The organism is Dactylosporangium siamense (assembly GCF_016862795.1).
GTDB classification, from domain to species: Bacteria; Actinomycetota; Actinomycetes; order Mycobacteriales; family Micromonosporaceae; genus Dactylosporangium; species Dactylosporangium siamense.
Map to the genome: position 1 here is coordinate 74,412 of NZ_BONQ01000004.1, position 23,879 is coordinate 98,290.

A 23,879-nucleotide genomic window follows, 5' to 3' on the forward strand; every position below is an offset into this window, starting at 1 on the left:
GCGCCGAAAGGTTCTCACGCATCCGGAAGTGTGAAGGAGAACGTCGCGCCGTGACCCGGCTCGCTCTGTGCCCAGACCCGGCCGCCGTGGCGGTCCACGATGCGCTGCACGGTGGTCAGGCCGATGCCGGTGCCCGGGAAGTCGCTGCTGTCGTGCAGCCGGCCGAAGGGCCGGAAGAGCTGGTCGGCGCGGTCGGCGGGGAACCCGGCGCCGTTGTCGCGGATGTAGAACGCGGTCGGGCCGCAGCCGATGTCGATCCTGGGCGACGGGGTGCGGCCGGTGAACTTCCACGCGTTGCCGACCAGGTTGATCAGGACCGCGCGGACCAGCTCCCCGTCGCACGAGGCCCGCATGCCCGCCTCGACGGTGATGTCGACGTGCCGGGCCGGGTCGCGCTGGCGCAGCTCCTCCACGACGTCCGCGGCGAGCGCCGACAGGTCCACCTCGGTACGCTGGATCTGGCCCCGGTTGGCGCCGGCGAGCTGCAGCAGCGCGTCGATGAGCGCGTTCATCCGCACGGCCGCCTTGTGGATGCGCAGCACCAGGTCCGTGGGCTCCCGGCCGGTCTGCTCCTCCAGCAACAGCTCGCTGAAGCTCAGGATGGTCTGCAACGGCGAGCGCAGGTCGTGCGAGACGGAGCCGCTGAACGCCTCCAGCTCCCGGTTGCGCCACTCGAGCTCCTCGACCAGCTCGGCCCGGGTCTCGGCGACCTGCCGGGCGGCCCGTTCCTCGGCCGCCTCGAGCTCCCGGCGGACCAGCTCGTCGCGGATCCGCCGGTTCTGCTCGTGCAGCTGCTGCCGGCGGATGTGGGCCCGGATGTGGGCGCGCAGCGTGTTCGTGCCGTCGGTGCGGCGCACGTAGTCGTCGGCGCCGGCGGCCAGGCAGTCCAGCAGGGCGTCGCCGGCGCCGAGGCCGATGACCGGCATGTCCCGCAGCCCCGGCACCGACCGGATCCGCGAGCACAGCGCGAGGCCGTCCACGCCGGGCACGTCCACGGCGAGCACGACACAGCCGGCGGGCTGCACGGCGAGCATCGCCAGGGCGTCGTCGGCGTCGGGCGCGGCGACCGGCTCGTAGCCCTCCTCGCGCAGCAGCTCCGCGGCCTCGTCCAGAAACGCCCGGTCCGCGTCGACGAGGAGCACCTTGACCTGGCCGTGGAACGGGCCGGCGGCCGGCAGCGGCGTGTCGGTGCTCTTGCGCAGCACCGCGGCGAGCTTCGCCAGGACCACCGCCAGGTCCTCCTGCTTGCGCACGAAGGCGTCCGCGCCGGCGTCGAGGATCTGCAGCTCGGTCGCGTAGTCGTCGGCGGCGGTCAGCAGCAGGCACGGCACGTTGCGCAGCGTCGCGTCGAGCCGCACCCGCCGGATCACGGTGGCGCCGTCGATGCCGGGCAGGACCCCGTCGACGATGATGGCGCTCGGTGGGCGGGCGGCGGCGGAGCGCAGGCCCTCCTCGCCGCTGGCGGCGGTCTGCACCTCGTATCCGGCGGTGCTGAGCAGCAGCCGCAGCTCCTCGCGGAACGTGAGGCTGTCGTCGATGACCAGCACCGACCGTTCGGCCGGCCCGTCCCCGCCCCGCTGGAGCAGCTCCCGGCTGCGGGCCACGACCGCCTGCGCGTCGTAGGGCTTGCCCACGTAGTCGTCGGCACCGTGGCGCAGCCCGCGCAGGCGGTCGCTGACCTCGGCCTCGCTGGACAGCAGCAGCGCCACCACCCCGGCGTGGCGAGGGTGGACGCGCAGTTCACGCAGCAGCTCGACCCCGTCGGCGTCGGGCAGCAGCACGTCGAAGAGGGCGACGTCGAACTGTTCGGCCTCGAACGCCGTCCGCGCGTCGGCGCCGGACGCGCACAGCACCGTGCGGAAGCCGCCGTCCTCGAACGCCTCGTGGAGGTCCATCCGGACGGTCAGGCTGTCGTCGACGATCAGGACAGTGTTCGCCATCCGACCTTCTCCGCCAGGCTGCCCGCGATCTGGTCCGGTGCCAGGATCTCCACTGCCGCGTTGAGCGCCACGGCCTCCTTCGGCATGCCGTACACCACGCAGCTGCCCTGCTCCTGCGCGTAGGTGTGCGCGCCGGCCCGGCGCATGGCGAGCAGACCCTCCGCGCCGTCGCGGCCCATGCCGGTCAGCAGGACGCCGGTAGCGCCGGCGCCGAGCTCCGCGGCGATCGACTCGAACAGCACGTCGACCGACGGCCGGCACGAGTGTCGCGGCGGGCCGGAGCTCAGGTGCAGGTGCCCGCCACGCACCGTCAGGTGCCGGTCGGGTGGCGCCATGATCACCTTCCCGGCGACCGACTGCAGGCTCTCCCCGCCGCGGGCGTACCGCACGTCGTGCCCGGTCTGCTCGGCGAGCCAGCCGGTGAACGCCTGCGCGAAGGACTCGTTGGCCGACAGGTGCTGGACGTACAGCAGCGGCACCGTGAAGCCGCGCGGCACGCCCCGCAGCAACGTGACGATGGCTCCCGGGCCGCCCGTGGAGGCGCCGACCGCGACGAGTCGTCGGGCGATCCGGTTGGCGCGGGCACCCGCCGCGACAGTGGTGGCGCCGCCGGCGGCGGGACGGTGCCGGGTCACCACCCGGATCCGGGACACGACCTTGACCGCGGTGCGCAGCCGGGCGCCCCACGTGTCGTCGGACGCGTCGCCGCGCGGCTTCTCCAGCACGTCGACGGCGCCGGCGGCGAGCGCGTCGTAGGTGGTGAACAGCTCCTGCCGGGACGCGGAGCACACCACGAGGATCGGCGTCGGCTGGCTCGCCATGATCTGCTCCGTGGCGGCGAGGCCGCTCATGACCGGCAGCACCACGTCCATGGTGATGACGTCGGGCCGCAGCCGCCGGCACAGTTCCACCGCCTGCGCCCCGTCGACGGCCTCGCCGACGATGTCGAAGCCGTGCCGCTCGGTGAGCGCCTCGCGCAGGCAGCCGCGCACCGTCGAGGAGTCCTCGACCACCAGGACCTTGATCACGGCTCCCCCACCAGGTCGCGGATGTGGCCGAGCAGCTCCTCCTGGTTGAACTCGGACTTCACCATGTAGGCGCTCGCGCCGGCCTCCGCGCCGCGGCGCCGGTCCTCCGCGGACGCCCGCGAGCTGACGAGGATCGCCGGGGTCCCGCGCAGCACCGGGTCCTCGCGGGTCAGGGCGACGAACGTGAACCCGTCGATGCCGGGCATGTCGATGTCGACCAGGAACAACGCGTACCGGCGCAGCTTGACCCGCTCCAGGGCCTCCTCGGCGGAGGCGGCGAGCTCGACCCGGTAGCCGGCCGACTCCAGGATGCTGCGCTCCAGCATGCGGGTCGTCAGCGAGTCGTCGACGACGAGGATCGGGTCCTGTTCGTCGGCGGTGTCCTCGTCCGCGTTCTTCTGGGCGGCGGTGGCCGCGATCCGGCCGGCGGCCGAGGCGGCGAGGCCGTGCGGGTCGAGCACGACGCGCGGGTTGCCCTCCGCGTCGATCGACAGGCCGTTGACGACCGCGCTGGCCGGGGCGAGCTCCGGCAGCGGCCGCACGACCAGCGCCGAGGTGCCCAGCAGCCGGTCGACGCCGACGGCGACGGTGCGCTCGCCGGCGGCGAGAATGACCGCGACCGCGCCGCCGGCCGTGGCCTGCGGGGCGGTCAGCACCTTCGACAGCGGCAGGAACGGGATGACCTGCCCCTCGTGGGCGAGGGCGCCCGCGGCACCGGCGGCGGCGACCTCCACGGCGCCGAGCAGGACGCAGGTGCGCACCGCGTCCAGAGGCAGCGACGCGAGGGTCCCGGCGGCCTCGACGACCAGCCCGGACAGCGACACCAGCGACAGCGGCACGACCAGCTCGACGGTGGTGCCAAGGCCCGGGTCGGTGCTGACGTTGACCTCGCCGCCGAGCTGCTCGGCGACGTCGCGGACCGCGTCGAGGCCGATGCCGCGGCCCGAGATGCCGGTGACCTCGCCGGCCGTGCTGATCCCGCCGTGCATGAGCAGCCGCATCAGCTCCCGGACGTCGGCCTCGGCGCCGGGCGTGACCAGCCCGCGGGCCTGGGCCTGCTCGCGCACGGCGCCGAGGTCGAACCCGCGGCCGTCGTCGCGGCAGCGGAACGCGGCGTTCGTGCCGCGGCGGTGCACCTCGACGGTGACGTGCCCGGCGCCCGGCTTGCCGGCCGCGAGGCGTTCGGCTTCGGCCTCCACCCCGTGGGACACGGCGTTGCGGACCACGTGCAGCAGCGCGCCGGACGCGAGGCTCAGCACGTGCGGGTCCAGCCGCAGGTCGCCGCCGCGGCTGTCGAAGACGACCTTCTTGCCCTCGGTGCCGGCGGCGTCGTACGCGGCCCGGTGCAGCGTGGTCAGCACGGTGGCGACCGGCACCAGGCGGAGCCGTTCGGCCCGGCCGCGGATGTCGTCGAGCTCCCGCTCGACCTGCTCGACGGTCTCGGTGAGCTGCCGGCCCAGCGCGGTGAGGTCGGCGGCCAGCCGGGTCGCCATGGCCCCGGTGCGCCCGTCGACCCCGTCCTGCTGCGCGCCGCGGATCCGCAGCTGCTCGATGATCGCCTCGGCCGCGCGGCGGGCCCGGTCGACGGTCGCGACCTGCCGCCGCAGCGGCGCGAACCGGGCGTGTGCCTCGCCGACGGCGTCCAGCAGCTCGTCGATGTCGGCGCTGTCGCTGCGTACCGGCGGCGCTTCTCGTTCGGGTTGCTTCTCGGCCTGGATTTCGGCGGTCGCCGGCGGTTGCGGGGTCTCCAGCGCGGTGGCCAGCTCCGACATCCGGTCGGTCAGGGTGAGCAGCGTCCCGATCGTCTCCGGCGGGACCGGCCCGGCACCGTCGCGGTGCGGCACCAGCAGCTCCTCCAGCTGGTGCGCGGCGTCGGCGATCTCGCCCTGCCGCACCACCCGGGCGGCGCCCTTGAGGGTGTGCGCGTGCCGCAGCAGCCGTGCGACCGGCTCGCGGTCGTCGCCGGCCCGGTCGTCGCGGGTCAGGTCCAGCACGCCCTGGCTGAGCTGGTCGACCAGTTCCCTGGCCTCGATGCGGAAGTACCGCAGCGGATCCTTGGCCACCGCGGGCGCCGGCGCGCTCAATGCCGGTCGGTGCCTGCGGCGACCAGCCTGAGCAGCTCGTTGGAGAGCCCGGCGAGATGGGTCGCGGTCTGTCTGGTCTGCACGGCGCTGGACTCGCTCTCCTGAGTGACCCTGGCGGTGTCCGTCACCGCGACGTTGACCTGCTCGACCGCGGTCGTCTGCTGCTTGGTGGACAGCTCGATCTCCCGCGCCGACTCGGTCGTCGTGGCGACCAGGTCGGCGATCTGCTGGAACGACGCCGTGACCGCGCCGAACTGCCGGGTGCCGGCGTCGACGGCCTTCGCGCCGGTCTCGGTCGCCATGACCGTGGTGTTCACCGCGCCGCGGACGTCGTCGATGAGCGTCCGGATCTCCTTCGCCGAGCCGGCGGTCCGGTCGGCGAGCTTGCGGATCTCGTCGGCGACGACGGCGAACCGGCGGCCCCACTCCCCCGCGCCGGACGCCTCGATGGTGGCGTTGATGGCCAGGATGTTGGTCTGCTCGGCGAGCTCCGACACCAGGTCGACGACGCCGCCGATCTGCTGCGACCGCTGGCCGAGCTCCAGCATGTGCTGCACGATCAGGTCGACCTGCCGGCGGATCGCGGTGATCGACTCGCGGGCCTGCTCGATGGTCGCGTCGCCGGAGTGCGCGGCCACCGCGGTCTCCTCGGCGATCTTCGCCACCCGCTGCGAGCCCTCCGCGATCTGCCGCGACGTGATGAGCAGCTCCTCGATCGTCGTGTTGATCTCGCTCATCGCGGTCGCCTGCTCGCGGGCACCGGTCGCCTGCTGGCTGGCGGCGGCCTCCAGCTGCGCCGAGGAGCTCTGGATGTGCCCGACCGTGCCGGCGACCTGCCGGCCGAGGGCCCGGGTCAGCAGGATCGCGATCAGCACGCCGCACCCGATCGCGACGACCGCGATGACGATCACGGCCACGGTGGCCAGCTGCGCCGTGCTCGAGGCGGCGTCCCGCTGGTTCATGAGGTCCTCGCGCAGCAGCGCGGCGAGCGCGTCGATGTGCTCGTTGAGAGCCTCGCGCTGCGGCACCACGTCGGCCTCGAACGCGTCGGCGATCCGCTGCGCCGGGACCGTGCCGTCCTGCCGCAGCACCATCACCGTCTCGAGCGCGGTCTCGTGGTCCTGCTCGGCCCGCACGGCGAGGTCGAGCAGGTCACGCTCCCGCTGGGAGTCCGCGACGTCGCGCAGGAGCTGGATCGAACGGCTGAACGCGGCCCGCGCGTCGGTGATCTCGCCCCGGAACTTCTCGTCGCCGGTCAGCAGGAAACCGCGGGAGGCGCTGCTCTTCTCCTCGACCGCGACCCGCAGCTGCTGGGCCTCGACGAGGCCCTGCACGCCGATGTCGATCACGTGGTCCTTGCCGGAGACCACGGTGTCCAGCGCGCCGACCGTGACGCCGCCGGTGAGCAGGGTCAGCAGCACGACGACCGCGAAGCCCGCGGCGAGCTTGCGGCCGAACGTCCATTGTCGCCTCATCGTTCCCCGTCTTCTGTTCTGCTTTTTCCTGACAGGCTCTGGATCGCGGTGCGCACGGCGGGCACGTCGACGATCGGTCGGGCGCCGCCGTCGAGGGGGACGATGCCGCGCAGGCAGCCCCGCGGGCCGTGGCCGGTCGACTCCTCGACGATCAGGTCCCGCGGGACCCGCAGGTGCCCGTCCAGCTCCTCGAAGGCGAGCGCGACCGGTGGTTCGCCGGCGGCCAGGACCAGCCAGCGCGCTTCGGCGGCGGCCGGGTGGCCGAACACGGCACCGAGGTCGTAGACGGGCACGATCGAGCCGCGGAAGCTGGCGACGCCGAGCAGCGACGGCAGCGGGCCGGGCAGCCGCGTCACCGGCCGGTCCGGGAAGAGGCCGGCCGCCTGGGTGAGGCGCAGGGCGTACCGGTGGCCGCCGACCCGGATCGCCAGGAGGTCGTCGAAGCCGGCCACGTCCTCGCGGTGCGGGTCGGCGAACGAGCGGTCGAACGACTCGCGCAGCTCCGCCAGGCGCTGCTGCATGTCGCCGCTCTTGAGGTCGTCGCTTCTGAGGTCGTCGCTTCTGAGGTCGCTTTCGAGGTCGCTTTTGAGGTGGTCGCGCTCGTGCTGGGTCGTGCTCATCGGGTCGCGGCCAGTTCGGCGTGGCACAGCGCGATCAGGGCGCCGCGACCGAAGCCGCCGCCGAACAGCAGGATCCGCTCGTCGCTCTCGTGCCGCAGCAGGGTCACGGCCCGGTCGAGCTCGCGTTCGGCGGTCGGCCGGTCGCCGCGGCGCCGGGCGAGCAGGCCCAGCCGCAGCCGCGGCATCGCGAAGCCGGCGTCGAGGTGCGCGGCCATCCGGTGGTGCTCCAGCGCGGTGGCCGAGTCGCCGTCGCCCTCGAGGCACTCGGCGAGGAGGTGGTGCGCGTCCGGGTTGAGCGCGTCGCGGTCCAGCAGCTTCCGGCACAGGGCCGCCGCCCGGCCGGTGTGCCCGAGGTGGGCGAGGACCGCGCCGCGGACCAGCAGCACGTCGGGACGGTCCGCCTCGGCCGTGCCGATGTCGTCGAGGACCGCGAGGGCGTCACCGAAGCGCTCCTGCTCGACCAGGTGCAGGACCTGGTCCCGCTTGCGTTCCGGCCGTACTGACCGTTCCGGCCGTTTCAGCGGTTGGCGCTCGGGCGTCGGCTTCGCTGGGGGTACCGTGGCCGCCTTCTGGTAATAGAAGGTGCCGTGCGTGTGCTGGACGGTCAGGGCCGTCGGCCGGGTGCCGAGCGAGTCGGTGTGGCCGAGGAACAGGTAACCGCCCGGAGCGAGGGCACGGGTGATCCGGGCGACGGCGGCGGCGACCGTCGGCGGGGTCAGATACATCAGCAGGTTCCGGCAGAACACCACGTCGTAGGTGTCCGGGGCGAACAGCAGCGGGTCGTCGTTGGCGGCGTTGTACTCCAGGAACCGCACCCGTCCGCGGAGCCGCTCGTCGATCTCGACGCCGTCGGCGACGGTGCGGAACCAGCGGTGCTGCGCGGCGGCCGGCGTCTCCCGCAGTGACCAGCGGGAGTAGCGGCCGGCGGCGGCGACGCGCAGCGCGGCCCGGTTGACGTCGAGCCCGACGATCGACACGTCCCAGGCCGGATCGATCCGTTCCGCGGCGACCATCGCGAGGGTGTACGCCTCCTCGCCGGTGGAGCAACCGACCGACAGCAGCCGCAGCCGCCGCTCGCCGGACCGGGCCCGGACCCGCGCCGGCAGGACCACCTCAGCCAGCACGTTGAACTGTTCGATGTTGCGGAAGAAGTACGTCTCGTTGATGGTGACCGCCTCGGCGAGCGCGGCGAGCTCGTTGTTCCAGGCGGTGCCGAGGCGGTCGAGGTAGCCACGGCCGGTCAGGCCGTGCTGGGTGGCCCGCGCCTTCAGGACCTCGGCGAGCTGGGGGTCGCGCTTGTCGTCGAACGTCATGCCGAGGCGGGTCGACAGCAGTTCGCGCAGGCGCACGATGTCCTCGTCACGCGCCATCTCGCACCTGGCCTGTCTTCAGGAACAGCAACGGGCGGGAGTCCAGGACGCCCACCGCCACGACGAGGCGGTTCGCGGCGGCGGCGAGCGCCGGCGGGGGCGGGCGGGTCGGATCGGGTTCGACCGGCAGGACGCCGATGACGGGGCCGGTGGCGTACGCCTCGGTCCGGGTCGTGACGAACCGGCAGGGGCGCTCCACCCGGGCGCCGAGCAGCCTGGCCGTGTCGATGACCGGCACCGCGACGCCGCGGATCACGCTGACGCCGAGCAGGAAGTCGGAGGTGCCGGCGAGCGGCTGCACCGGCAGTGGCCGGATGGTCTCCACCACGTCGCGCAGCGCCAGCGCACACAACAGGTCTCCGACGCCGAAGACCAACGACAGTCCCGGCGGCGCCTCCGTGACAGCTGTGATCGCCACGTGATCATGATATGTGGCATTCGTCGGTTATTTACCGCTTTGCTTTTTTGTCGTACCCCGCCGGTAGGTTCCTGGCATGGACGTGACCGCACCTGTCGCCCGGCTCGCCACCGCCGCCGCCCTCCTGCTCCGGCTGCTGACGGCGCGGTCCCTGCAGCCCTCGCACGCCGGTGCCCTGCTGCGCGCCGACGACGAGGGCCTGCACCTCATCGCCACCGACGGCGAGGTCGTCGTGCACCTGCGCACCCCGGCGACGGTCCACACCCCCGGCGAGGTCGTCGTCCCCCGCCGCGCCGTCGCGGACACCCTGACCACCCTGGACGCGGCCGACGCCCGCCTCACCGTCCAGGGCGGCCGCCTGGCGATCCGGGTGCCCGGCGGCCGGTTCGCCCTGCCCAGCCTCCCGGACGCCGCACCGCGGCCCGGGCACCTGCCGCCGCCGCGCGGCACGGTCACCGGCGACGACCTGCGCACGGCGGCGGTCCCGGTCGCGGGCGCCGCCTCCCGCGAGCACGCCCTGCCGATGTTCACCGGGGTCCGCCTGCGCACGCACGACACGGCGCTGACCCTGTTCGCCACGGACCGCTTCCGCCTGGCCGCCGCCTCGATCCCCTGGCAGGGCGCGACCGCCGCCGGGTTCGACCCGGCGTCCGGCGGTGACGGCAGGATCGAGGCGCTCGTGCCGGCCGCCGTCCTGGCCCGCGCCGCCCAGCAGCTGAGCCGCGTCCCGGCCGTGCACGTCCATGCCGGCGACGACCTGTTCGCCCTGTCCTGGGACGGCGGCAGCATCACGACCGCCACCATCGGCGGCGGCTACCCGGACGCGCAGCTGTCCCGCCTGCTCGACGTCACCCCCGCGTGCACCGTGGAGGCCGACGCCGACGCCCTCGCCCACGCGGTCGACCGCGCCACGGCCTATGGCGGCCCGCACGGCCGCGTCACCCTCCAGGCGATCGACGGCGCCCTGCTCGTCCGCGCCGACGACCCGCTCACCGGCGAGTCCGAGCAGACCGTCAAGGCCACCGTCGACGGCGGCCACACGATCCGCTCGTTCCAGGGCCGCCTGCTCCTGGACGCGCTGCGCGCCTTCGCGCACCACACCGTGCGGCTGCGGTTCCAGGAGGGCATGCGGGCGACCGCCTGCACCGCCGACCTCCCCACCGCCACGCTGACCTACCTCGTCGTCCCCCTGCGCACCCCGCCCTCGACCGACACCTGACGCTGGTGCCGTCAGGCGCCGGCCGCTGGGGTGGTGTTCGTCGTCCGGCCTCGCCGCTGCACGGGTCGGGTGGGCCGCGCGGTTGTCGCGTTATCCCCCAAGAACCTGTTGGGAGCTGCCGGTTGAGGTCCTGGTGGGTAATCCGCTTGGAGCCTCGCTGGTGTCGGTCCTCGGGGCTCGGTGGTTCGCACGGCCTCCGGCCGCGCGGAGGGGTTGCTTTGGTCCCGGTCCGTGCCGTCGTGCGGTGATGCCAGCCAGGTCCGCCCTCACTTCCCCGTGATCCGGTAGAGCTTGTGCACCCAGGGGTACACGAGCCCTACCGGATCACGGGGAAGTTGCGTGGGTCGATGTGTAGACCGAGCAGTGCCAGCGCTGAAATGGCGATCTCCCGCATCTACTGTCGATCGAAGGAGCCCCGCGGCCGTGCGGGCAACCACCCGACGCCTTCGATCAAGCACGCAAGATCGAAAATCGGGGTGCGAGGCGTGCATGCGCCCGATCTGGGCGGTGTGTTCGAAGCTTTTGAGCCAACGGCGGTGTGGCACCACCGAATGATGACCTCGACGGCACTGGATCATGCGGGTGCGGACCCGGCTTGGGATCACCGCAAGACGGCACGGACCGGGACCACGCCACCCTGTTGCACGGACGCGCCAGCGTCCGGGCGGTGCCATAAAGTCCCCGCGCCTGGAGCTGAATATGTGAAGGTCATGACGACGACCACCACCCGCGAACCGCAACCACGACCGCCGAAACGGCGATCACCCACCCTCGCCCACTGGAAGCCAGCAGCGGCCCCGTCAAACGCCACACCACCGATACCTACAAGCCAACACCTCCACCAGTCGACAAACCCTTCACAGATCGAAGTCGCGGACCGATCGTCCGGACGCGGTCACGGGACGACCTCAATCCGGCCGTGAGCGAGCATCACGCAGCGGACACGACCCGAAACGTCCCGGCGCGTTGCGTCGCGGCCACGGCCGACGGCACGCGATTGGTGGTCACGGACTTTCGGCGGGACGTGGCGGCGGGGGGACGAGCAGAGTCGCTTCGGCGACGGCGGTGCAGTGGTCGGCGACGGTTTCCGTGGGTAGGCCGCGGCCGGTGTACAGGGTGTCGAACGTCTCGAACGCGGTGAGCAGCCAGAGGATGTCCACGGCGGTGGCGTGCGGCACCCGGAGCAGGCCGGCGGTGTGAAGCCTGTCGGCGAGGTGCCGCAGGCCGCCGAGGCGGGCCTCGCCGGCGCGTTGCATCGCGCCGTCGGTCTTCGCGGCATGCACCTGCAGGGCGGCGAGGGCGTCGCGTTGGGCGGCGTACATGCGGACGGTGGCGGTGATGCCGCCGCGCAGGTGCTCGCGGGGGTCGGTGGCGCGCACCGCGGCGAGCAGGTCGGCGAAGCCGCCGCGGTCCAGGACGTCCTGGGCGAGGGCGTCGAAGAGGCCGCCGCGCGAGCCGAACACCAGGTAGATCGTGGAGCGGGCGACGCCGGCCCGGCGGGCCACCGAGTCGACGCTGGGCAGGGCCGGCAGCTGGGCGTACATCGCGTCGAGGATCCGCCGGCGGGTCTCCTCGGCCGTGACCGCTCGCCGGCGCTGCTCGTACCGGCGAGTGGTCACACCGGAGAACTTAGTCGCCCAGGGGGTCGAGGCCACCGGTGAGGCTGGCGACGCCACAGTTGGGGGCGGACCAGAAGCGGCTGGGGCGGCCGTCGACGTGGGTGTGGTCGTTGTGGTCGGGGTAGCCGGGGCCGAGGATGCCGGCGAAGCCGTGGTTGCGGGCGGCCTGGGCGAGGGTGCACAGCGAGTGCGGGCCGGCGCCGAGGTCGGCGGCGTCGCCGTACAGGTGGCGGCTGGTCGAGGCGCCGCCGACGGCGTTGTTGCACGAGACGCTGCGGAAGCCGCTGGTGACGCGGATCTGCTGGTCGCCGAGGGCGTGCCGGAGGGCCTGCAGCTTCCACATCGTGACGAGGGCGTTGGCCTTGGCGGTCGCGGCGGAGACGTTGCCGCCGCTCCAGGTGCTGTTGCAGTCGTTGAGTTCGGCGTAACTGAAGTTGACCGGGGTGCAGTCGTCGTCCTGCAGGGCGTAGAGCTTGGCGAACGTGGCCGGGCCGGCGACGCCGTCGGCGGTGAGGCCGTAGGCCGCCTGGAACCGGGCCACCGCGGACTTCGTCGCGGGCCCGTACTGGCCGTCGAGTCCGAGGACGCCGCCGGTGCCGGGGTAGCCGGCGACCCGGATCTGCAGCTGCCGGACCGCCTCCCCGGAGGAGCCCTGGGCCAGGACGCCGCTCCACGTGTAGCAGGCGTCAGCGTGTGCCGGTGCGGCGGTGGCGAGGACCGTGCCGGCCGAGGCTCCGATCGCGAGCAGCGCGGCGGCGAACAGTCGAATCAGTTTTGACATAGATGCATAGAAGTGTCTGGATGCTGCGAAGTCAATGGATCCGGCCCGGGGCGGATCAGTGTGCGGGCCGCCGCGACGCCGGCGATCAGGGCCAGCACCACCGCGCCCGGGAGCAGGGACAGCCCGTCGGCCGCCCAGCTGCTGCCGGCCACGGCGAAGAGCAGGTTGGCCACGAACATCGACAGGATCAGGGCCGCGGCGCCGACCAGCGCGCTGAGCGCCGGGCTGGCCAGCACCAGCGTGATCCAGATCGCGGAGCGGGCGCGGCGGCCCCGCAGGATCCCGGCCGCCAGCACCATCATCGGCGCGCTGAGCAGGAGGCCCCCGCCGGTGACGTCGTTGGACACCCCGGCGCCCGTCAGGGCACCGCCGGCGCCGAGCAGCACCGCGGGAGCGACGGTGAGCACGGCCAGCCGCACCGGCGTCAGCGCCACCGGGCGGGCCGCGGCGGCGGCCTGCACCGCCACGACCGCGAACATCGCCGCGAGGGTTGCCGTCGCACCGGCGAGGCCGCTCGGCAGGAACGGATGGTTGACCGCCGGGGTGCCCTGGGCGAAGAGGATCGGCCCGCAGCAGGCGGCGGTGACCGCCGTCCAACCGAGGCGGCGCCGGGCGGCCAGCGCGTCCGCGCCGCCGCGGCGACCGGCGATCCCCCAGGACAGCGCCGCGGCGGCCGCCGCCACGGTCAGGGCGATGCGCAGCCCGTCCGGACCGGCGGCGTCCGCGCGGGCGAGGATCCCGTCGGCGACCAGCAGGACGACGGTCTGCATCGCCGCCGCGAGGGGTGCGGCCCGCCGGTCGGCCGCGGCGAGCACCAGGCTGAGGGCCCCGAGGGTGATGCCGGCCCAGCGCAGCTCGGCGCCCCACATGTACAGCTCGCCGTCGCCGCCGGGCATCGGGGCGCGCTGCCCGATCAGCGGCAGCTCCGGGGTGAGGACGGCGAGGGTGTACGCCCACGTGAGCACGCCCGCCAGCTGTGCGACGACGCCGGCCACGGCCGCCACCGGCAGCAGCCGCAGTGTGGCGTGGTCCGCAGCGGGCAGCGGCTCCGGGTGGCGGCGGCCCGGTCGCGCGGCGCCGAGTCCGTAGCCGACCGCGATCCCGGTGAGCAGCAGCAGGTACGCCGGGAACATGCTGGTCGCGTTGAACAGCGCCAGGGCGTCGGGGGTCAGCTGCCACGACCCGCTGTCGGCGGTGAAGGGCTGACCGGACACCAGCGACGGCGCCCAGCCCAGCGCCCGCGACGGGCCCGCACCGGAGGTGAGGATGCCGGGCAGCACGGCGGCGGCGATCGCGAGCTCCACGACCAGGGGCGTGCCGATCAGCGCCAGCGCCGCCGCGAGCCACCGCCACCGCGCCAGCCGCACGACGCCGACCGCGAGCGCCGCGGCGAGCAGGGTCCAGGCCGTCGCGCCGACGCAGAGGCTGACGGCGAGCGTGTTGCCGGGCGGCGCGAGGGCGCTCTGCACCCCGACCACCAGCACGACGAACGAGACCGCCAGGGCGACGGGGGCGACGGCGGCCGGGCCGGCGGTGCCGAGCCGCCGGAGCCCGGCCCACCGCACGGGCCGGCGGCGGCCGAGCCACCAGGCGAGGAGCGTGCCGATCAGCAGCGGCGGCAGTGACGTGGCCACGGTGACCGCGGTGCCGACCGGCCGGCGGACCTCCACGCCGCACAGGCCGAGGATCCATTCGCCGGCGGTGCGCAGGATGCTCCCACCGGGGCCGGCCATCAGAATCCCGAAGACCACCAGGACCGCCATCGGCTGCAGCGCGCGGCCCGCCCCGGGCAGGCCCTCGCGCCAGCCGCGCGGCACGCCGTCCTCGTCCTCGACCGGCGACGCGGCGGCGAGGCTGAGCGCGAACCGCAGCTGGCCGAGCGCCCGCCGCCCGGCGCCGGGGCCCGGCTCGGTGCGCAGTTCGTGCAGCTCCGCGGCCCACTCCCGGGCCTGCTCGGCGCGCACGTCAGCCGGCCACCGCCGCGCCGCCAGCCGCAGCAACCCCTCCGCGACCCGATCCACGGCGCTCACGCCGCACTCCCCGACGTGAAGGCCCGATCCCACGTGAAGTCCCGATCCCACGTGAACGCCCGATCCCACGTGCAGTCCCGATCCGACCTGGACGACCGATCCGACGTGGACGACCGATCCGACGTGGACGACCGATCCGACGTGACGGCCGGATCGAATCTGAAGGCCCAATCGAACGTGGCGGCCGGATCGACACCGCGCGCCAGTCGCGCGGCGAGCTCGGCCACGGCCGTCCGCGCGACCACCACCCCGTCGGGCGTCAGCCGGTAGCACCGCCGGGCCGGCCGGCCCGGGGCCGCGGGGTCGGCGTCCTCCCAGCGGGCGACGACCCAGCCGGCCCGCCGCAGGCGCAGCAGGATCGGATAGAGCGTGCCGCTGGAGTGCCCGGTGACCCGCATGAGGTCCAGGCCGTACCGGTCCGCGGCCGGGTCGGCGAGGAACGCCGACACCACCGTCGCCACCGCCGCCGTCATACGCAGCTCTGCCACCACGCCCAGCACTCTACATAGCTCAGCCGCATTTCTACATAGCCCCCGGAAACGCAGGCGCGGTGCGGCGGCGCCGGGACTATCCTGACTGCGGCCGGTCGCGGGACTGTCCGTGCGACTTCCGGAACCCGCCTCTGAAGCGATGCTTCGCAGTTCGCGCGTCGAATTCCCCGACCGGCCCCCAATCAGGAGGTGGAGCGCCGTGGACCTACAAGAGCGGGTCGCGTGCGAGGACGTCGTCATGTTCGTCAACGCCGCGGTCACGTCCACCGGGCAGCGGGAGTTCCACACCGGCGCCGCCGAGCAGCGGCTGTCGCTGGCGTTCCTGCACGAATACGTGCTCGTCAACTACCGTGAGCTCTACGCCGCGACGCTCGCGCTGGACGTCAACGACTTCAACGCCGGGCTCGTCGTGCTGAACCTGTTGCGCACGGCGCCGGCCGTACCGTTGCCGCGGCGGAAGCTGGAAGGCGCCCTGATCGCGGCGAAGCTGCGGGACCTGCCGCCGCAGCGCGTCTACCGCATCCTGCGCACCCTGCGGGCCGAGGGCATCAACAACCGGCGGACCCGCGCGATCGTGCGGGACTGGGTCGCGGGCCGGCCGGACATCGCCTTCGACGCCGTCAAGTATCGCCGCCACCTGGCCGGCGCCGCCCGCCACGCGCACGTGCGGCTGCCCGACGAGGTCGGCACGATGCTGTTCGACTGGCGGCGGCCCAAGCGCTACACCACGCCGATCCTCGAGACGTGGCGGCGGGCGCACTACGACCAGCGCGCCGTGTTCGACCTGCCCTACACGGTCGCGGAGGGCTTCGCCGCCAAGCACCGCATCAACCGGGCCCGGCTGCTGAACCAGAACGGCGGCCCGCGACTGACCGCCCTCGAGCGGCTGCGGCTGGAGGGCGACCCGCACCGGATCCCGCTGACCCGCCTCGCCGTCTACGCGCTGTCGCTGCCCCGGCCGGAGCGCGCCCGCCGCCGCGACGAGCTGACCGGGGCGCTGCGCGCGGCCGCCCGCCGGGCCGCCGGCCGCCGGGCGGGCACCTGGGGCACCGTCGTCGGCGTGCTCGACGACAGCTACTCCGCGTCCGGCTCCGGCGTGAAGCGGCGCCGGCCCCTCGCGGTCGCGCTCGCCATGCACTACCTGCTCGAGGCCCTCGCTACGCGGCACCACACGGTCTGGCTCACGCACACCGGCGACCCGCTGCTGGTGCACCCGATCGGGGCGACGCCGCTCGGTCAGCGGCTCCTCGACGGACTGCGGCTGCGCCCGGACCGGCTGGTCGTGGTCTCCGACGGCTGGGACAACGCCCCGCCCGGCCAGGCCGCGGAGGTGCTTCGGGTGTGGCGGGAGAAGCTGGACCCGACGGGCCGCACGTCGATCGTGCACCTGAACCCGGTGTACGACAGCGACGCCTTCGACGTGCGGCGTCTCGCACCGTCGGTGGCGACGGTCGGGGTCCGCGACGCCGAGGACGCCACGACCCTCGTCGAGCTGGCCCGGTTCTCCACCGGCACGGCGACCTTCGCGCAGCTGCGCGCGCACCTCGACGACCTGGTGGAAGGGTTCCTGCGATGATCACCGGCCTGCGCGCCGGCCCCGCACAGACGTGGGGCGCGGTGCGGCTCGTGCCGCTGCTGCGCGACGAGCCGATCGCCGACCTGCGGCTGCACGCCCGGCTGCACGACGAGGACGAGCTGTCCATCGTGGAGCTGTCGGCGAAGGAGTCCTACATCGCCTACGTGCCGCACGCGTTCGTCGCGACGTGGACGCCGGACGGCTCGCCGGCGGCGGCGTACGGCACCCAGCTGATCGACCCGCGGGAGCCGGGGCTGCCGCGGGCGATCGGGCTGCGGTTCCGCCGCCGCCTGGCCCGCCGGGAGGACCGCCACCGCCTGCGGTTCCTGCCGCTGCACCTGGCCCTGGAGGGCTTCCTGGACCTGCAGTTCGGCGGCCCGCCGATCGCCTGGCAGGAGTGGACCCACCGGGCCGTCACCCAGGGCCTGTCGCCGCGCGTCGAGGAGGCCTACGCGGGCGCCTCGATCACCGGCCTCGACGACGCCCTGCGGGTCTTCGAGATCCACCCCACGCAGTGCGGCGTGGTGCTGCACCTCGCCGACGCGCTCGCCGCGGTGTTCGTCGTGCCCCACCCGGCCGACTACCGGGCCCTGCACCCGACGCTGCTGCGGGACTTCTACGGCGAGCTGCTGTACCAGTACGCGTCGCTCTTCCCGGAGGTGCCGGACTTCCACCAGCCGATCGACGCGGCCGCGGTGTCCACAGTGGACGACCTGCAGGCCGAGCTGGACCGGGTCGCGGCGCAGTGGTCGGCGTTCCACGACGACACCATGTTCACGGTGGTGGCCGGGACGAGCCGGCCGGTGCACCGCATGGGCCGATTCACGCTGTCGCGGTTCCTGCCGCCGTTCGACCCCGCGCTGGACAACCACATCGGCGAGGTCATCACCGACGAGCGGGGCACCGTCGCGTACCTCAAGACGTTCCGGCTGTCCGCGGCCCAGGTCCGCCGCGGGCACCTGCTGTCCCGGCTCGCCGCGACCGGCTGGGACCTGGACGCGACCGCCGCCGCGCTGGGCACCGACCGGCCGGGCCTGGTGCTGCGGCTGGACCGGGCCGGGTTCGGGCACCTGCTGCGCCCCGACATCCTCGACGCCTGCCGCGCCGCCGCCCGCCGCCGCGACTGAAAAGCAGCGCGGCCGGGTCGCCGAGCTGGTAGATCCGTTCGCTGGGTTCGATGTTGTCGAGGAACTCCTGGTAGCGCACGGCGTACGCGAGCGGTGCGGCGACGCGCAGCGCCTCGGCCGGACGGGATCCGGGCGCCGCCGCGGTCCAGGCCGCGATCCAGGCGCCGGCCGCCGCGCCCGCCGTCGGCGCCGTCGACGGTCAGCAGCCGCAGGACGACGACCGGCGCACCCAGCGTCTCCTCCAGGTGCGCCACGACCGGCTCGACCTCGGCCCACCAGGGGTCGCCGACCTGGAATGGCCCGACGGTCCCGGCGCACGCACCCTCGTGCGTCACCACCGCGGTCACCGTCCGGCCCCGCGTCAACGCAAGAGCGCGGTGTCGACGTCGAAGACACGCACCTGCGACCACAGGGTGCCGCACCCGTCGCGGAACGCGTCGTGCACCGGGTCGCTCTGGTAGTCGTCGTGGGCGGCCCGGTCCGGGAAGCTGAGCACCAGGCCGTAGGAGTACCCACGGTCGATGACCGGCCGGTCGGTGTCCGCGGGCCGGCCCAGGCTGCCGCCGGCGACGGACCGGATGGTCAGCAGGGAACGGGCCCCGGCGAGGAACTGGTCATGCTCGGCCGGCGTGAGGTCGGGCCGCAGCGTGAAGTACACGGAGTGGATGAACACGTCGGCACGCTACAGCACCGTCACAGGTCCGCCGGGATCATGCTGTACATGACCAGGTCGTGGTGGCCGGAGCGGGAGACCGCGACGTTGCGCAGCACCCCCTCGGCCCGGAAGCCGGCCCGGACAGCCACGTGCCGCGAGGCCGCGTTGGCCGGCGCCGCCTGCAGGGCGATGCGGGCGAAACCCTGCACCGTCAGCGCCCACCGGGCCACCGCCGCGGCCGCCTCCGCCGCGACGCCACGGCCGCGCGCCCACGGCGCGGTCCAGTAGTGCATCTCCGCCGACATGGCGATCCAGTCGGCGCCGAACAGCGACACGTGCCCGACCAGGCGGCCGCCGTCGTGGGGCACCACCGCGAAGCCGATGCCTTTCCCCAAACGTCGGCGTTCCTCGATGCCGCTGGTGCACCACGCGAGCGCCGTCTCGTAGTCGGCGCCGGCGTACGCGTAGCCCAGCGGCGCCGAGTCGATGAACCGGCTGTCCTGCCAGACCGCGTGCACGTCCACCGCGTCGCCGGGTCCGAACGGGCGCAACAGGAAACGGTCGGTGGTCAGTGTGACGGAGGGCAGCATCAGGGCAGCATCACGCCGTCGACGGGGTCCGCGGAGATCTCCCAGCGCTCCCACCACACGGCGTCGGGCAGCTCCCCGGACGCCGCGACGATGCGGTCCAGCAGGTCGAGGCATTCCTGCGACGCGTCGACCTTCGCCTCGTGCACGATCGCCGACAGCTCCCGCTCGCGTTCGCGCATGACCACGCCGACCAGGTCCCGGCCGGCCGGGGTCAGCGCCAGCCAGGTCGAGCGGCGGTCGTTGTCGCGGTGGAAGCGCCGCACCAGGTGCTTGCGCTCCAACCGGTCGCACATGCGGGTCAGGGTGGACGGTGCCACGTCGAGCTCCTTGGCCAGTCCGGCGCTGCGTTGCGGGCCGGCCGTCGCCAGCAGCACCAGCGCCCGGTACTGCGGCAGCGTCACGTCGGCCTCCATCGCCGCCAGGTTGCGCGCCGCGACCGCGACCATGCTCCGGCTGACCGCCAACAGCGCGCGCACGAGCGCCTCGTGCTCCCCCGGCGTGGTCATCCGGACATCGTTGCACGGTGGATACCGTTCCCGGTGTGCACTAGTCTGTACCAGGAAGATTGCAGTAATACAACTTTCTTGAAGGAGGCAAATGAACGAGGACGGCCCGCTGGAGCTCGCCCGCATCCTCCTGGTCGAGGACGACAGCGGGGACGTGGCCTTCACCCTCGACGAGTTCCGCGAGCACCGCCTCCGCAACGAGGTCACCGTGATCGGCAACGGCCTGGACGCGATCGACTTCCTCGAGCACCGCGGTGCGCACGCCGACGCGCCGACGCCCGACATCGTCCTGCTCGACGTCAACCTCCCCGGCGTCGACGGCCGGGTCGTGCTCGACCGGATCCTCGGCAACCCCCGGCTCGCCGACCTCACCGTCGTGGTCCTCACCAGCTCGCCCCTCGAGGAGCAGATGCTGCGCGACTTCGGCGTCCCCTCCGAGCACTTCTTCCGCAAGCCGGTCGACTTCGCCCAGCTCGCGAAGCTCATCCACGGCATCGACCGCTACTACCTGGTGATCGACCGGCTCATCGGTCGGTGACCAGCGTCCGGTAGTCGGCGGCCGTCAACGGCAGCTCCGTGAGCGAGCCGTCCGCCCGGGGCACCTGGAGCAGCTGACCGTCCTGCAGGAACCGGACGGTGTCCACGTCGGTGAGCGCGTCCAGGGTGCACACGATCTGCGCGATCGCCAGGATGTCGTCGGTGCGCCCACCCACCTGTGGCCGGAACGACACCTCGGCGGTGCCGTTGACGAGCCGGGCCCCGGCGATGAGATCCGTCCCCGTCAGCGCACTGGACAGCCGGTCGTTGCGCTCCTTGTCCGTCGGGCCGATCACCAGCTCGTCGAGCAGCGCACCCACGTCGGTCGAGCCGACCCGCCGCTGCACCGCCACGAGCTGCTCGTCGCGCACCAGGTACAGCAGCTCGACCGCGGTGCCGGCGGAGTTCCCGGCGACCGGCGGCGGGCTGCCGATCACCAGCGACGGCTCGAGCGGCCGCGGCTCGTCCTCGTCCGGCACCCCGCAGCCGGACAGCGCCAGCAGTCCCGCGACCAGCAGGAGGACCGCGCCGCGCCTCACGGGACGACCCCGGGCAGCTCGACCCGGAAGCGGGCGCCGCCGCCCGGGCGGTCCAGGACCACGACCCTGCCCCCGTGCGCCTTGGCGTGCTGCGCCACCAGCGACAGGCCCAGCCCGGTGCCGTCGCCGCCGCCGCGGGCTCCCGCCGACCGCCCCCGCACGAACCGGTCGAAGATCACGGCTCGATCGGCCGGCCGCACCCCCGGGCCCTCGTCGTCGACCTCGACCCGGCCGGTGCCGGCCACGCAGGTCAACCGGACCGCGACCGGTCCGCCGCCGTGCCGGATCGCGTTGTCGAGGAGGTTGGCCAGGATCTGCTCGAGCCGCCGCCGGTCGACCAGCCACCGCGACGCGTCGTCGCCGGCCGGCTCCACCAGGCCGGGGTCGAGGCTCTGGCCCTCCGTCACCCGGCGGGCCAGGGCGTGCGGGTCGACGGGGGCCCGGCGGGCCGGCTGGTCGCTGCGGGCCAGCTCGAGCAGGTCGTCGACGAGGGACTGGAACCGCTCGATCTCCTCCACCACGAGGCCGGCCGCGAGCGCGGTCCGCTCGTCCAGGTGCTCCCGCCGCCGGTGCAGGACGCTCGCCGACGCGGCCAGGGTCTGCAGCGGGGAGCGCAGCTCGTGGCTCACGTCGGCGGCGAAGCGGCGGTCCCGCTCGTGCCGGCGCGCCAGCTGGTCGACCATGCCGTTGAACGACGCCGTCAGCCGGGCCAGGTCCGGCTCGGCCGCCGGGTCCAGGCGGGCGCTCAGGTCGCCGTCGGTGATGCCCTGCGCCGCGTCGGCGACCGAGCGCAGCGGCCGCAGCACATAGCGGGTCGCATACCAGCCGAGGCCCGCTCCGGCCGCCGCCACCGCGGCCGCGACGAGCCCCAGCACCCACGCCAGGGTCCGCAGCGTCTGGTCGAGCTCGCGCAGGTAGTCGATCTCGTACAGCGCCGTCGTCGGTGACAGGGACACCCCGATGACCAGGGCCGGGACGCCGTCGACGCGCACCCATTGGGCGCCCTGGCCGCCCTGTTCGACGAGCCGACGCAGTGCGGCCGGCACCGCGTCGGCGGCGCCGGGGTCGGTGTTGCGCGTGTACAGGACGCCGTCGCGGCGCACCAGCGTGCGCCGGTTGCCGCCGGTGTCCAGCGTCTTGAGCACGGCCAACACGTCGGGCCGGTCGCCGGCGAGGCTGGCGGTGATGATCCGCGCGTCATACGCGGTGGCCCGCATCGTGGCCCGTTCCCGGCCGGCGAGCAGCGAGCTGCGGGTCAGCTCGTAGGAGATGAACGCCATCGACGCCGACAGTGCCAGGGCACCGGCGGCGAAACCCGCGATGACCCGTGTGCGGAGCCCGGCCCGTCTCATCGGGCCAGCTTGTAGCCCATGCCGCGGACCGTCACCAGGCGCCGCGGCGCCCGCGAGTCGTCCTCGATCTTCTGCCGCAGCCGCCCGATGTGGACGTCGACGAGGCGCTCGTCGCCGACGTCGTACTCCCACACCCGCTGCAGCAGCTGCTGGCGGGTCAGCACGAGGCCGGGGTGCTCGGCGAGCTCGCACAGCAGCCGGAACTCGGTGCGGGTCAGCGCCACCGGCGCGCCCGCCACCCGCACCTCGCCGGCCTCGGGCAGGATCTCCAGGTCGCCGAAGACGAGCGTCGACACCGCCGACAGCACCGCGCGGCCCCGCCGGCGCAGCGCCCGCAGGCGCGCCGACAGCTCCTTCACCGCCACCGGCTTGACCAGGTAGTCGTCGGCGCCGGCCTCCAGTGCCGCGACGATGTCGTGGGTGTCGTCGCGGGCGCTGACGACCACGATCGGCACGTCGTCGTCGCGGCGCAGCTGGCGGATGCATTCGAACCCGTCGACGCCGGGCAGCATCAGGTCGACCAGCACCGTGTCCGCGGGCTCCGCACGCTGCGCGAGCAGGCCGTCCTCGGCACTGGACACGCCGCGCACCGAGTAGCCCTCGTCCTCCAGCGCGAGCATCAGCGACAGCCGGATCCGATCGTCGTCCTCGATGACCAGTACACCCGCCACCCATGCATCATGCCAGGTCGGATCGGTTGTCATACAACTGTCACAGTTCCGCGGAACGGCCGCCACATGCGCGACGGAGGCTCAGTCCCATGCGAACCGGCATCGACGCCCCTGGCACGCCCCTTGTCGAGATCATGGTCACCGAGGAGCTGGACGCCGGGTCGGAGCCCCGGGTGCGGGCCCTGCTCGAGGACGCCCTGACGCTGCACCCCGAGCAGTTGATCGTCGACCTGGCCGGCTGCCCGTTCATCGACGCCACCGCGATCGGCATGCTGCTGGACATCCACCGGCAGGTCTGGACATCCGGAGGAAGACTCACGTTGCGCGCCCCCTCACCCCGGGTGAGACGAACATTGCAAATCGCGCACGTAAATCACGTGTTACGTATGGTCCCGGAGGACGACTGACACGACATGATGGCGAAGACCGAGTGAACAGTTCGGACTCAGCTCAGTGAGAGGAGCGGCGACCGTGACCGCGGCGACGACACCTGACGGCACCGACTTCACCTTGATCTGCGACGCCTGCGGCCAGAGCGTGACCGGGCTCGGCGCGACCATGCACAACTGGGACCTCGTCTGGGCCCTGTTCCGCCGGCACGGCTGGACCGGCGCGCGCCTCGCCACCGGCCCGCACAGCTGCGGCCGCTGCTCACGGGTGCCGCTCGCCTCCGCCGACGCCGACCCGGTCGGCTGGCTCGCCGGGGACGCCCCGTCGACCGCGGCCGAGGTGCCCGAGACCGCCGACGACCCCGCCGCGGCGGTGCCGACCGACCCGCGGGTCAGCGGCGTCGTCGCCGACGAGGCCCTGGTGGTGACCCTCAGCGGCGACCTGGACATCGAGGTCGGTCCGGCGCTGCGGGCCGCGCTGTCGCCCGTGGGATACCGCCCGGGCCACCTGGTCCTGGACCTGAGCCGGGTCGGCACCCTCGACTCGTCGGTGCTGGGGCTGCTCGTCGCCGCCCGCCACCGCGCCGCGCAGGCCGGCGGCCACACCTGCCTGGTCGGGATCGCCCCGTTCATCCGGCGGATGATGCACACCCTGTGCCTGCTGCACCTGTTCGTCGTGCTGCCGGACCGGGCCACCGCCGTCGGCTGGCTGCGCGGCGACGACGCGGACCTGCCCCGCCAGCGCGACCTGCGCGGCGAGACCACGCCCGCCTGAGGCATCCCGCAGCAAAGGGGCACCCGTCCGGGTGCCCCTTTGTCGTGCCACGACGTGACAAACGTCGGATTCGAATATAGAAAGGGT

At 73.7% G+C, this 23,879-nt stretch carries 23 protein-coding genes; 6 read left to right on the plus strand and 17 right to left on the minus strand.

Going from position 1 to position 23,879, the window contains the following annotated elements; all coding sequences use genetic code 11:
* Positions 1 to 14: 14 nt before the first annotated feature.
* The 7 genes from Dsi01nite_RS00995 to Dsi01nite_RS01025 are packed head-to-tail and all read right to left on the minus strand — an operon-like array spanning position 15 to position 8,935.
* Complete coding sequence (locus Dsi01nite_RS00995; protein WP_203844043.1) at positions 15 to 1,940, minus strand: response regulator; 1,926 nt, start codon at positions 1,938 to 1,940, stop codon at positions 15 to 17.
* Positions 1,922 to 2,968: a chemotaxis-specific protein-glutamate methyltransferase CheB gene (gene cheB / locus Dsi01nite_RS01000; RefSeq protein WP_203844044.1), complete on the minus strand. Its 1,047-nt coding sequence runs from the start codon at positions 2,966 to 2,968 to the stop codon at positions 1,922 to 1,924. The genes Dsi01nite_RS00995 and cheB overlap by 19 nt, the downstream gene beginning before the upstream one ends.
* Complete coding sequence (locus tag Dsi01nite_RS01005) at positions 2,965 to 5,052, minus strand: hybrid sensor histidine kinase/response regulator (protein ID WP_239135597.1); 2,088 nt, start codon at positions 5,050 to 5,052, stop codon at positions 2,965 to 2,967. The genes cheB and Dsi01nite_RS01005 overlap by 4 nt, the downstream gene beginning before the upstream one ends.
* Complete coding sequence (locus Dsi01nite_RS01010; protein WP_203844045.1) at positions 5,049 to 6,527, minus strand: methyl-accepting chemotaxis protein; 1,479 nt, start codon at positions 6,525 to 6,527, stop codon at positions 5,049 to 5,051. The genes Dsi01nite_RS01005 and Dsi01nite_RS01010 overlap by 4 nt, the downstream gene beginning before the upstream one ends.
* Positions 6,524 to 7,147 carry a chemotaxis protein CheW gene (locus Dsi01nite_RS01015; RefSeq protein ID WP_239135598.1) on the minus strand — a complete coding sequence of 208 codons (624 nt, stop codon included), beginning with the start codon at positions 7,145 to 7,147 and terminating at the stop codon, positions 6,524 to 6,526. Before Dsi01nite_RS01015 ends, Dsi01nite_RS01010 begins: the two co-directional genes overlap by 4 nt.
* A complete protein-coding gene (locus Dsi01nite_RS01020) occupies positions 7,144 to 8,517 on the minus strand; it encodes a CheR family methyltransferase (protein WP_203844046.1) in 1,374 nt (457 codons plus the stop codon). Before Dsi01nite_RS01020 ends, Dsi01nite_RS01015 begins: the two co-directional genes overlap by 4 nt.
* Positions 8,507 to 8,935, minus strand: a complete 429-nt coding sequence (locus Dsi01nite_RS01025) for a chemotaxis protein CheW (protein WP_203844047.1) — start codon at positions 8,933 to 8,935, stop codon at positions 8,507 to 8,509. The genes Dsi01nite_RS01020 and Dsi01nite_RS01025 overlap by 11 nt, the downstream gene beginning before the upstream one ends.
* Before the next feature lie 76 nt (positions 8,936 to 9,011).
* Between Dsi01nite_RS01025 and Dsi01nite_RS01030 the strand changes: the two genes are divergently transcribed.
* A complete protein-coding gene (locus Dsi01nite_RS01030) occupies positions 9,012 to 10,154 on the plus strand; it encodes a DNA polymerase III subunit beta (protein ID WP_203844048.1) in 1,143 nt (380 codons plus the stop codon).
* 1,004 nt (positions 10,155 to 11,158) lie between these two features.
* Here the strand turns inward: Dsi01nite_RS01030 and Dsi01nite_RS01035 are convergent.
* From Dsi01nite_RS01035 to Dsi01nite_RS58680, 4 genes are read right to left on the minus strand one after another with little or no spacing between them, the layout of a single operon-like run.
* The gene (locus Dsi01nite_RS01035; RefSeq protein ID WP_203844049.1) at positions 11,159 to 11,773 is read right to left on the minus strand and encodes a TetR/AcrR family transcriptional regulator; all 615 of its coding nucleotides are present in this window, start codon (positions 11,771 to 11,773) and stop codon (positions 11,159 to 11,161) included.
* A gap of 10 nt (positions 11,774 to 11,783) precedes the next feature.
* Positions 11,784 to 12,554 (minus strand): D-Ala-D-Ala carboxypeptidase family metallohydrolase, encoded by a 771-nt coding sequence (locus Dsi01nite_RS01040; protein WP_203844050.1) that lies wholly within the window; start codon positions 12,552 to 12,554, stop codon positions 11,784 to 11,786.
* Entirely contained in the window at positions 12,542 to 14,584 is a 2,043-nt protein-coding gene (locus Dsi01nite_RS01045; RefSeq protein WP_203844051.1) for a hypothetical protein, read from the minus strand. Before Dsi01nite_RS01045 ends, Dsi01nite_RS01040 begins: the two co-directional genes overlap by 13 nt.
* The gene (locus Dsi01nite_RS58680; RefSeq protein ID WP_308441998.1) at positions 14,581 to 15,075 is read right to left on the minus strand and encodes a PadR family transcriptional regulator; all 495 of its coding nucleotides are present in this window, start codon (positions 15,073 to 15,075) and stop codon (positions 14,581 to 14,583) included. Before Dsi01nite_RS58680 ends, Dsi01nite_RS01045 begins: the two co-directional genes overlap by 4 nt.
* 199 nt (positions 15,076 to 15,274) lie before the next feature.
* Between Dsi01nite_RS58680 and Dsi01nite_RS01055 the strand changes: the two genes are divergently transcribed.
* The gene (locus Dsi01nite_RS01055; RefSeq protein ID WP_203844052.1) at positions 15,275 to 16,651 is read left to right on the plus strand and encodes a hypothetical protein; all 1,377 of its coding nucleotides are present in this window, start codon (positions 15,275 to 15,277) and stop codon (positions 16,649 to 16,651) included.
* Positions 16,648 to 17,778 carry an ARPP-2 domain-containing protein gene (locus Dsi01nite_RS01060; protein WP_203844053.1) on the plus strand — a complete coding sequence of 377 codons (1,131 nt, stop codon included), beginning with the start codon at positions 16,648 to 16,650 and terminating at the stop codon, positions 17,776 to 17,778. The genes Dsi01nite_RS01055 and Dsi01nite_RS01060 overlap by 4 nt, the downstream gene beginning before the upstream one ends.
* 361 nt (positions 17,779 to 18,139) lie before the next feature.
* Here Dsi01nite_RS01060 and Dsi01nite_RS01065 read toward each other — a convergent pair whose 3' ends face one another.
* The 3 genes from Dsi01nite_RS01065 to Dsi01nite_RS01075 are packed head-to-tail and all read right to left on the minus strand — an operon-like array spanning position 18,140 to position 19,529.
* Complete coding sequence (locus Dsi01nite_RS01065) at positions 18,140 to 18,451, minus strand: Dabb family protein (RefSeq protein WP_203844054.1); 312 nt, start codon at positions 18,449 to 18,451, stop codon at positions 18,140 to 18,142.
* Between the two features lie 20 nt (positions 18,452 to 18,471).
* Positions 18,472 to 19,023: a GNAT family N-acetyltransferase gene (locus Dsi01nite_RS01070; protein WP_203844055.1), complete on the minus strand. Its 552-nt coding sequence runs from the start codon at positions 19,021 to 19,023 to the stop codon at positions 18,472 to 18,474.
* Positions 19,023 to 19,529, minus strand: coding sequence for a MarR family winged helix-turn-helix transcriptional regulator (locus Dsi01nite_RS01075; protein ID WP_203844056.1), 507 nt, complete (start codon positions 19,527 to 19,529; stop codon positions 19,023 to 19,025). The genes Dsi01nite_RS01070 and Dsi01nite_RS01075 overlap by 1 nt, the downstream gene beginning before the upstream one ends.
* A 91-nt stretch (positions 19,530 to 19,620) precedes the next feature.
* Here Dsi01nite_RS01075 and Dsi01nite_RS01080 point away from each other — a divergent pair, with 91 nt between their 5' ends.
* Entirely contained in the window at positions 19,621 to 20,067 is a 447-nt protein-coding gene (locus Dsi01nite_RS01080) for a response regulator (RefSeq protein WP_203844057.1), read from the plus strand.
* Here Dsi01nite_RS01080 and Dsi01nite_RS01085 read toward each other — a convergent pair.
* The 3 genes from Dsi01nite_RS01085 to Dsi01nite_RS01095 are packed head-to-tail and all read right to left on the minus strand — an operon-like array spanning position 20,054 to position 22,628.
* Positions 20,054 to 20,605: a GerMN domain-containing protein gene (locus tag Dsi01nite_RS01085; protein ID WP_203844058.1), complete on the minus strand. Its 552-nt coding sequence runs from the start codon at positions 20,603 to 20,605 to the stop codon at positions 20,054 to 20,056. The two genes, Dsi01nite_RS01080 and Dsi01nite_RS01085, sit on opposite strands and share 14 nt — an antisense overlap.
* Positions 20,602 to 21,957, minus strand: a complete 1,356-nt coding sequence (locus tag Dsi01nite_RS01090; RefSeq protein ID WP_203844059.1) for a HAMP domain-containing sensor histidine kinase — start codon at positions 21,955 to 21,957, stop codon at positions 20,602 to 20,604. The genes Dsi01nite_RS01085 and Dsi01nite_RS01090 overlap by 4 nt, the downstream gene beginning before the upstream one ends.
* Positions 21,954 to 22,628 carry a response regulator transcription factor gene (locus Dsi01nite_RS01095; protein WP_203844060.1) on the minus strand — a complete coding sequence of 225 codons (675 nt, stop codon included), beginning with the start codon at positions 22,626 to 22,628 and terminating at the stop codon, positions 21,954 to 21,956. Before Dsi01nite_RS01095 ends, Dsi01nite_RS01090 begins: the two co-directional genes overlap by 4 nt.
* An 89-nt stretch (positions 22,629 to 22,717) precedes the next feature.
* Between Dsi01nite_RS01095 and Dsi01nite_RS01100 the strand changes: the two genes are divergently transcribed.
* A complete protein-coding gene (locus Dsi01nite_RS01100; protein ID WP_203844061.1) occupies positions 22,718 to 23,035 on the plus strand; it encodes an STAS domain-containing protein in 318 nt (105 codons plus the stop codon).
* 64 nt (positions 23,036 to 23,099) lie between these two features.
* On the plus strand, positions 23,100 to 23,792 hold the full coding sequence (locus Dsi01nite_RS01105) for an STAS domain-containing protein (protein WP_203844062.1): 693 nt from the start codon (positions 23,100 to 23,102) through the stop codon (positions 23,790 to 23,792).
* Positions 23,793 to 23,879 lie beyond the last annotated feature (87 nt).

Bases quoted from the DNA above. Each gene is read 5' to 3' on its own strand.
- Dsi01nite_RS00995 (WP_203844043.1), bottom strand. From the start codon at position 1,940: ATGGCGAACACTGTCCTGATCGTCGACGACAGCCTGACCGTCCGGATG.
- Dsi01nite_RS01010 (WP_203844045.1), bottom strand. From the start codon at position 6,527: ATGAGGCGACAATGGACGTTCGGCCGCAAGCTCGCCGCGGGCTTCGCG.
- Dsi01nite_RS01015 (WP_239135598.1), bottom strand. From the start codon at position 7,147: ATGAGCACGACCCAGCACGAGCGCGACCACCTCAAAAGCGACCTCGAA.
- Dsi01nite_RS01020 (WP_203844046.1), bottom strand. From the start codon at position 8,517: ATGGCGCGTGACGAGGACATCGTGCGCCTGCGCGAACTGCTGTCGACC.
- Dsi01nite_RS01030 (WP_203844048.1), top strand. From the start codon at position 9,012: ATGGACGTGACCGCACCTGTCGCCCGGCTCGCCACCGCCGCCGCCCTC.
- Dsi01nite_RS01040 (WP_203844050.1), bottom strand. From the start codon at position 12,554: ATGTCAAAACTGATTCGACTGTTCGCCGCCGCGCTGCTCGCGATCGGA.
- Dsi01nite_RS01060 (WP_203844053.1), top strand. From the start codon at position 16,648: ATGATCACCGGCCTGCGCGCCGGCCCCGCACAGACGTGGGGCGCGGTG.
- Dsi01nite_RS01070 (WP_203844055.1), bottom strand. From the start codon at position 19,023: ATGCTGCCCTCCGTCACACTGACCACCGACCGTTTCCTGTTGCGCCCG.
- Dsi01nite_RS01075 (WP_203844056.1), bottom strand. From the start codon at position 19,529: ATGACCACGCCGGGGGAGCACGAGGCGCTCGTGCGCGCGCTGTTGGCG.
- Dsi01nite_RS01080 (WP_203844057.1), top strand. From the start codon at position 19,621: ATGAACGAGGACGGCCCGCTGGAGCTCGCCCGCATCCTCCTGGTCGAG.
- Dsi01nite_RS01090 (WP_203844059.1), bottom strand. From the start codon at position 21,957: ATGAGACGGGCCGGGCTCCGCACACGGGTCATCGCGGGTTTCGCCGCC.
- Dsi01nite_RS01100 (WP_203844061.1), top strand. From the start codon at position 22,718: ATGCGAACCGGCATCGACGCCCCTGGCACGCCCCTTGTCGAGATCATG.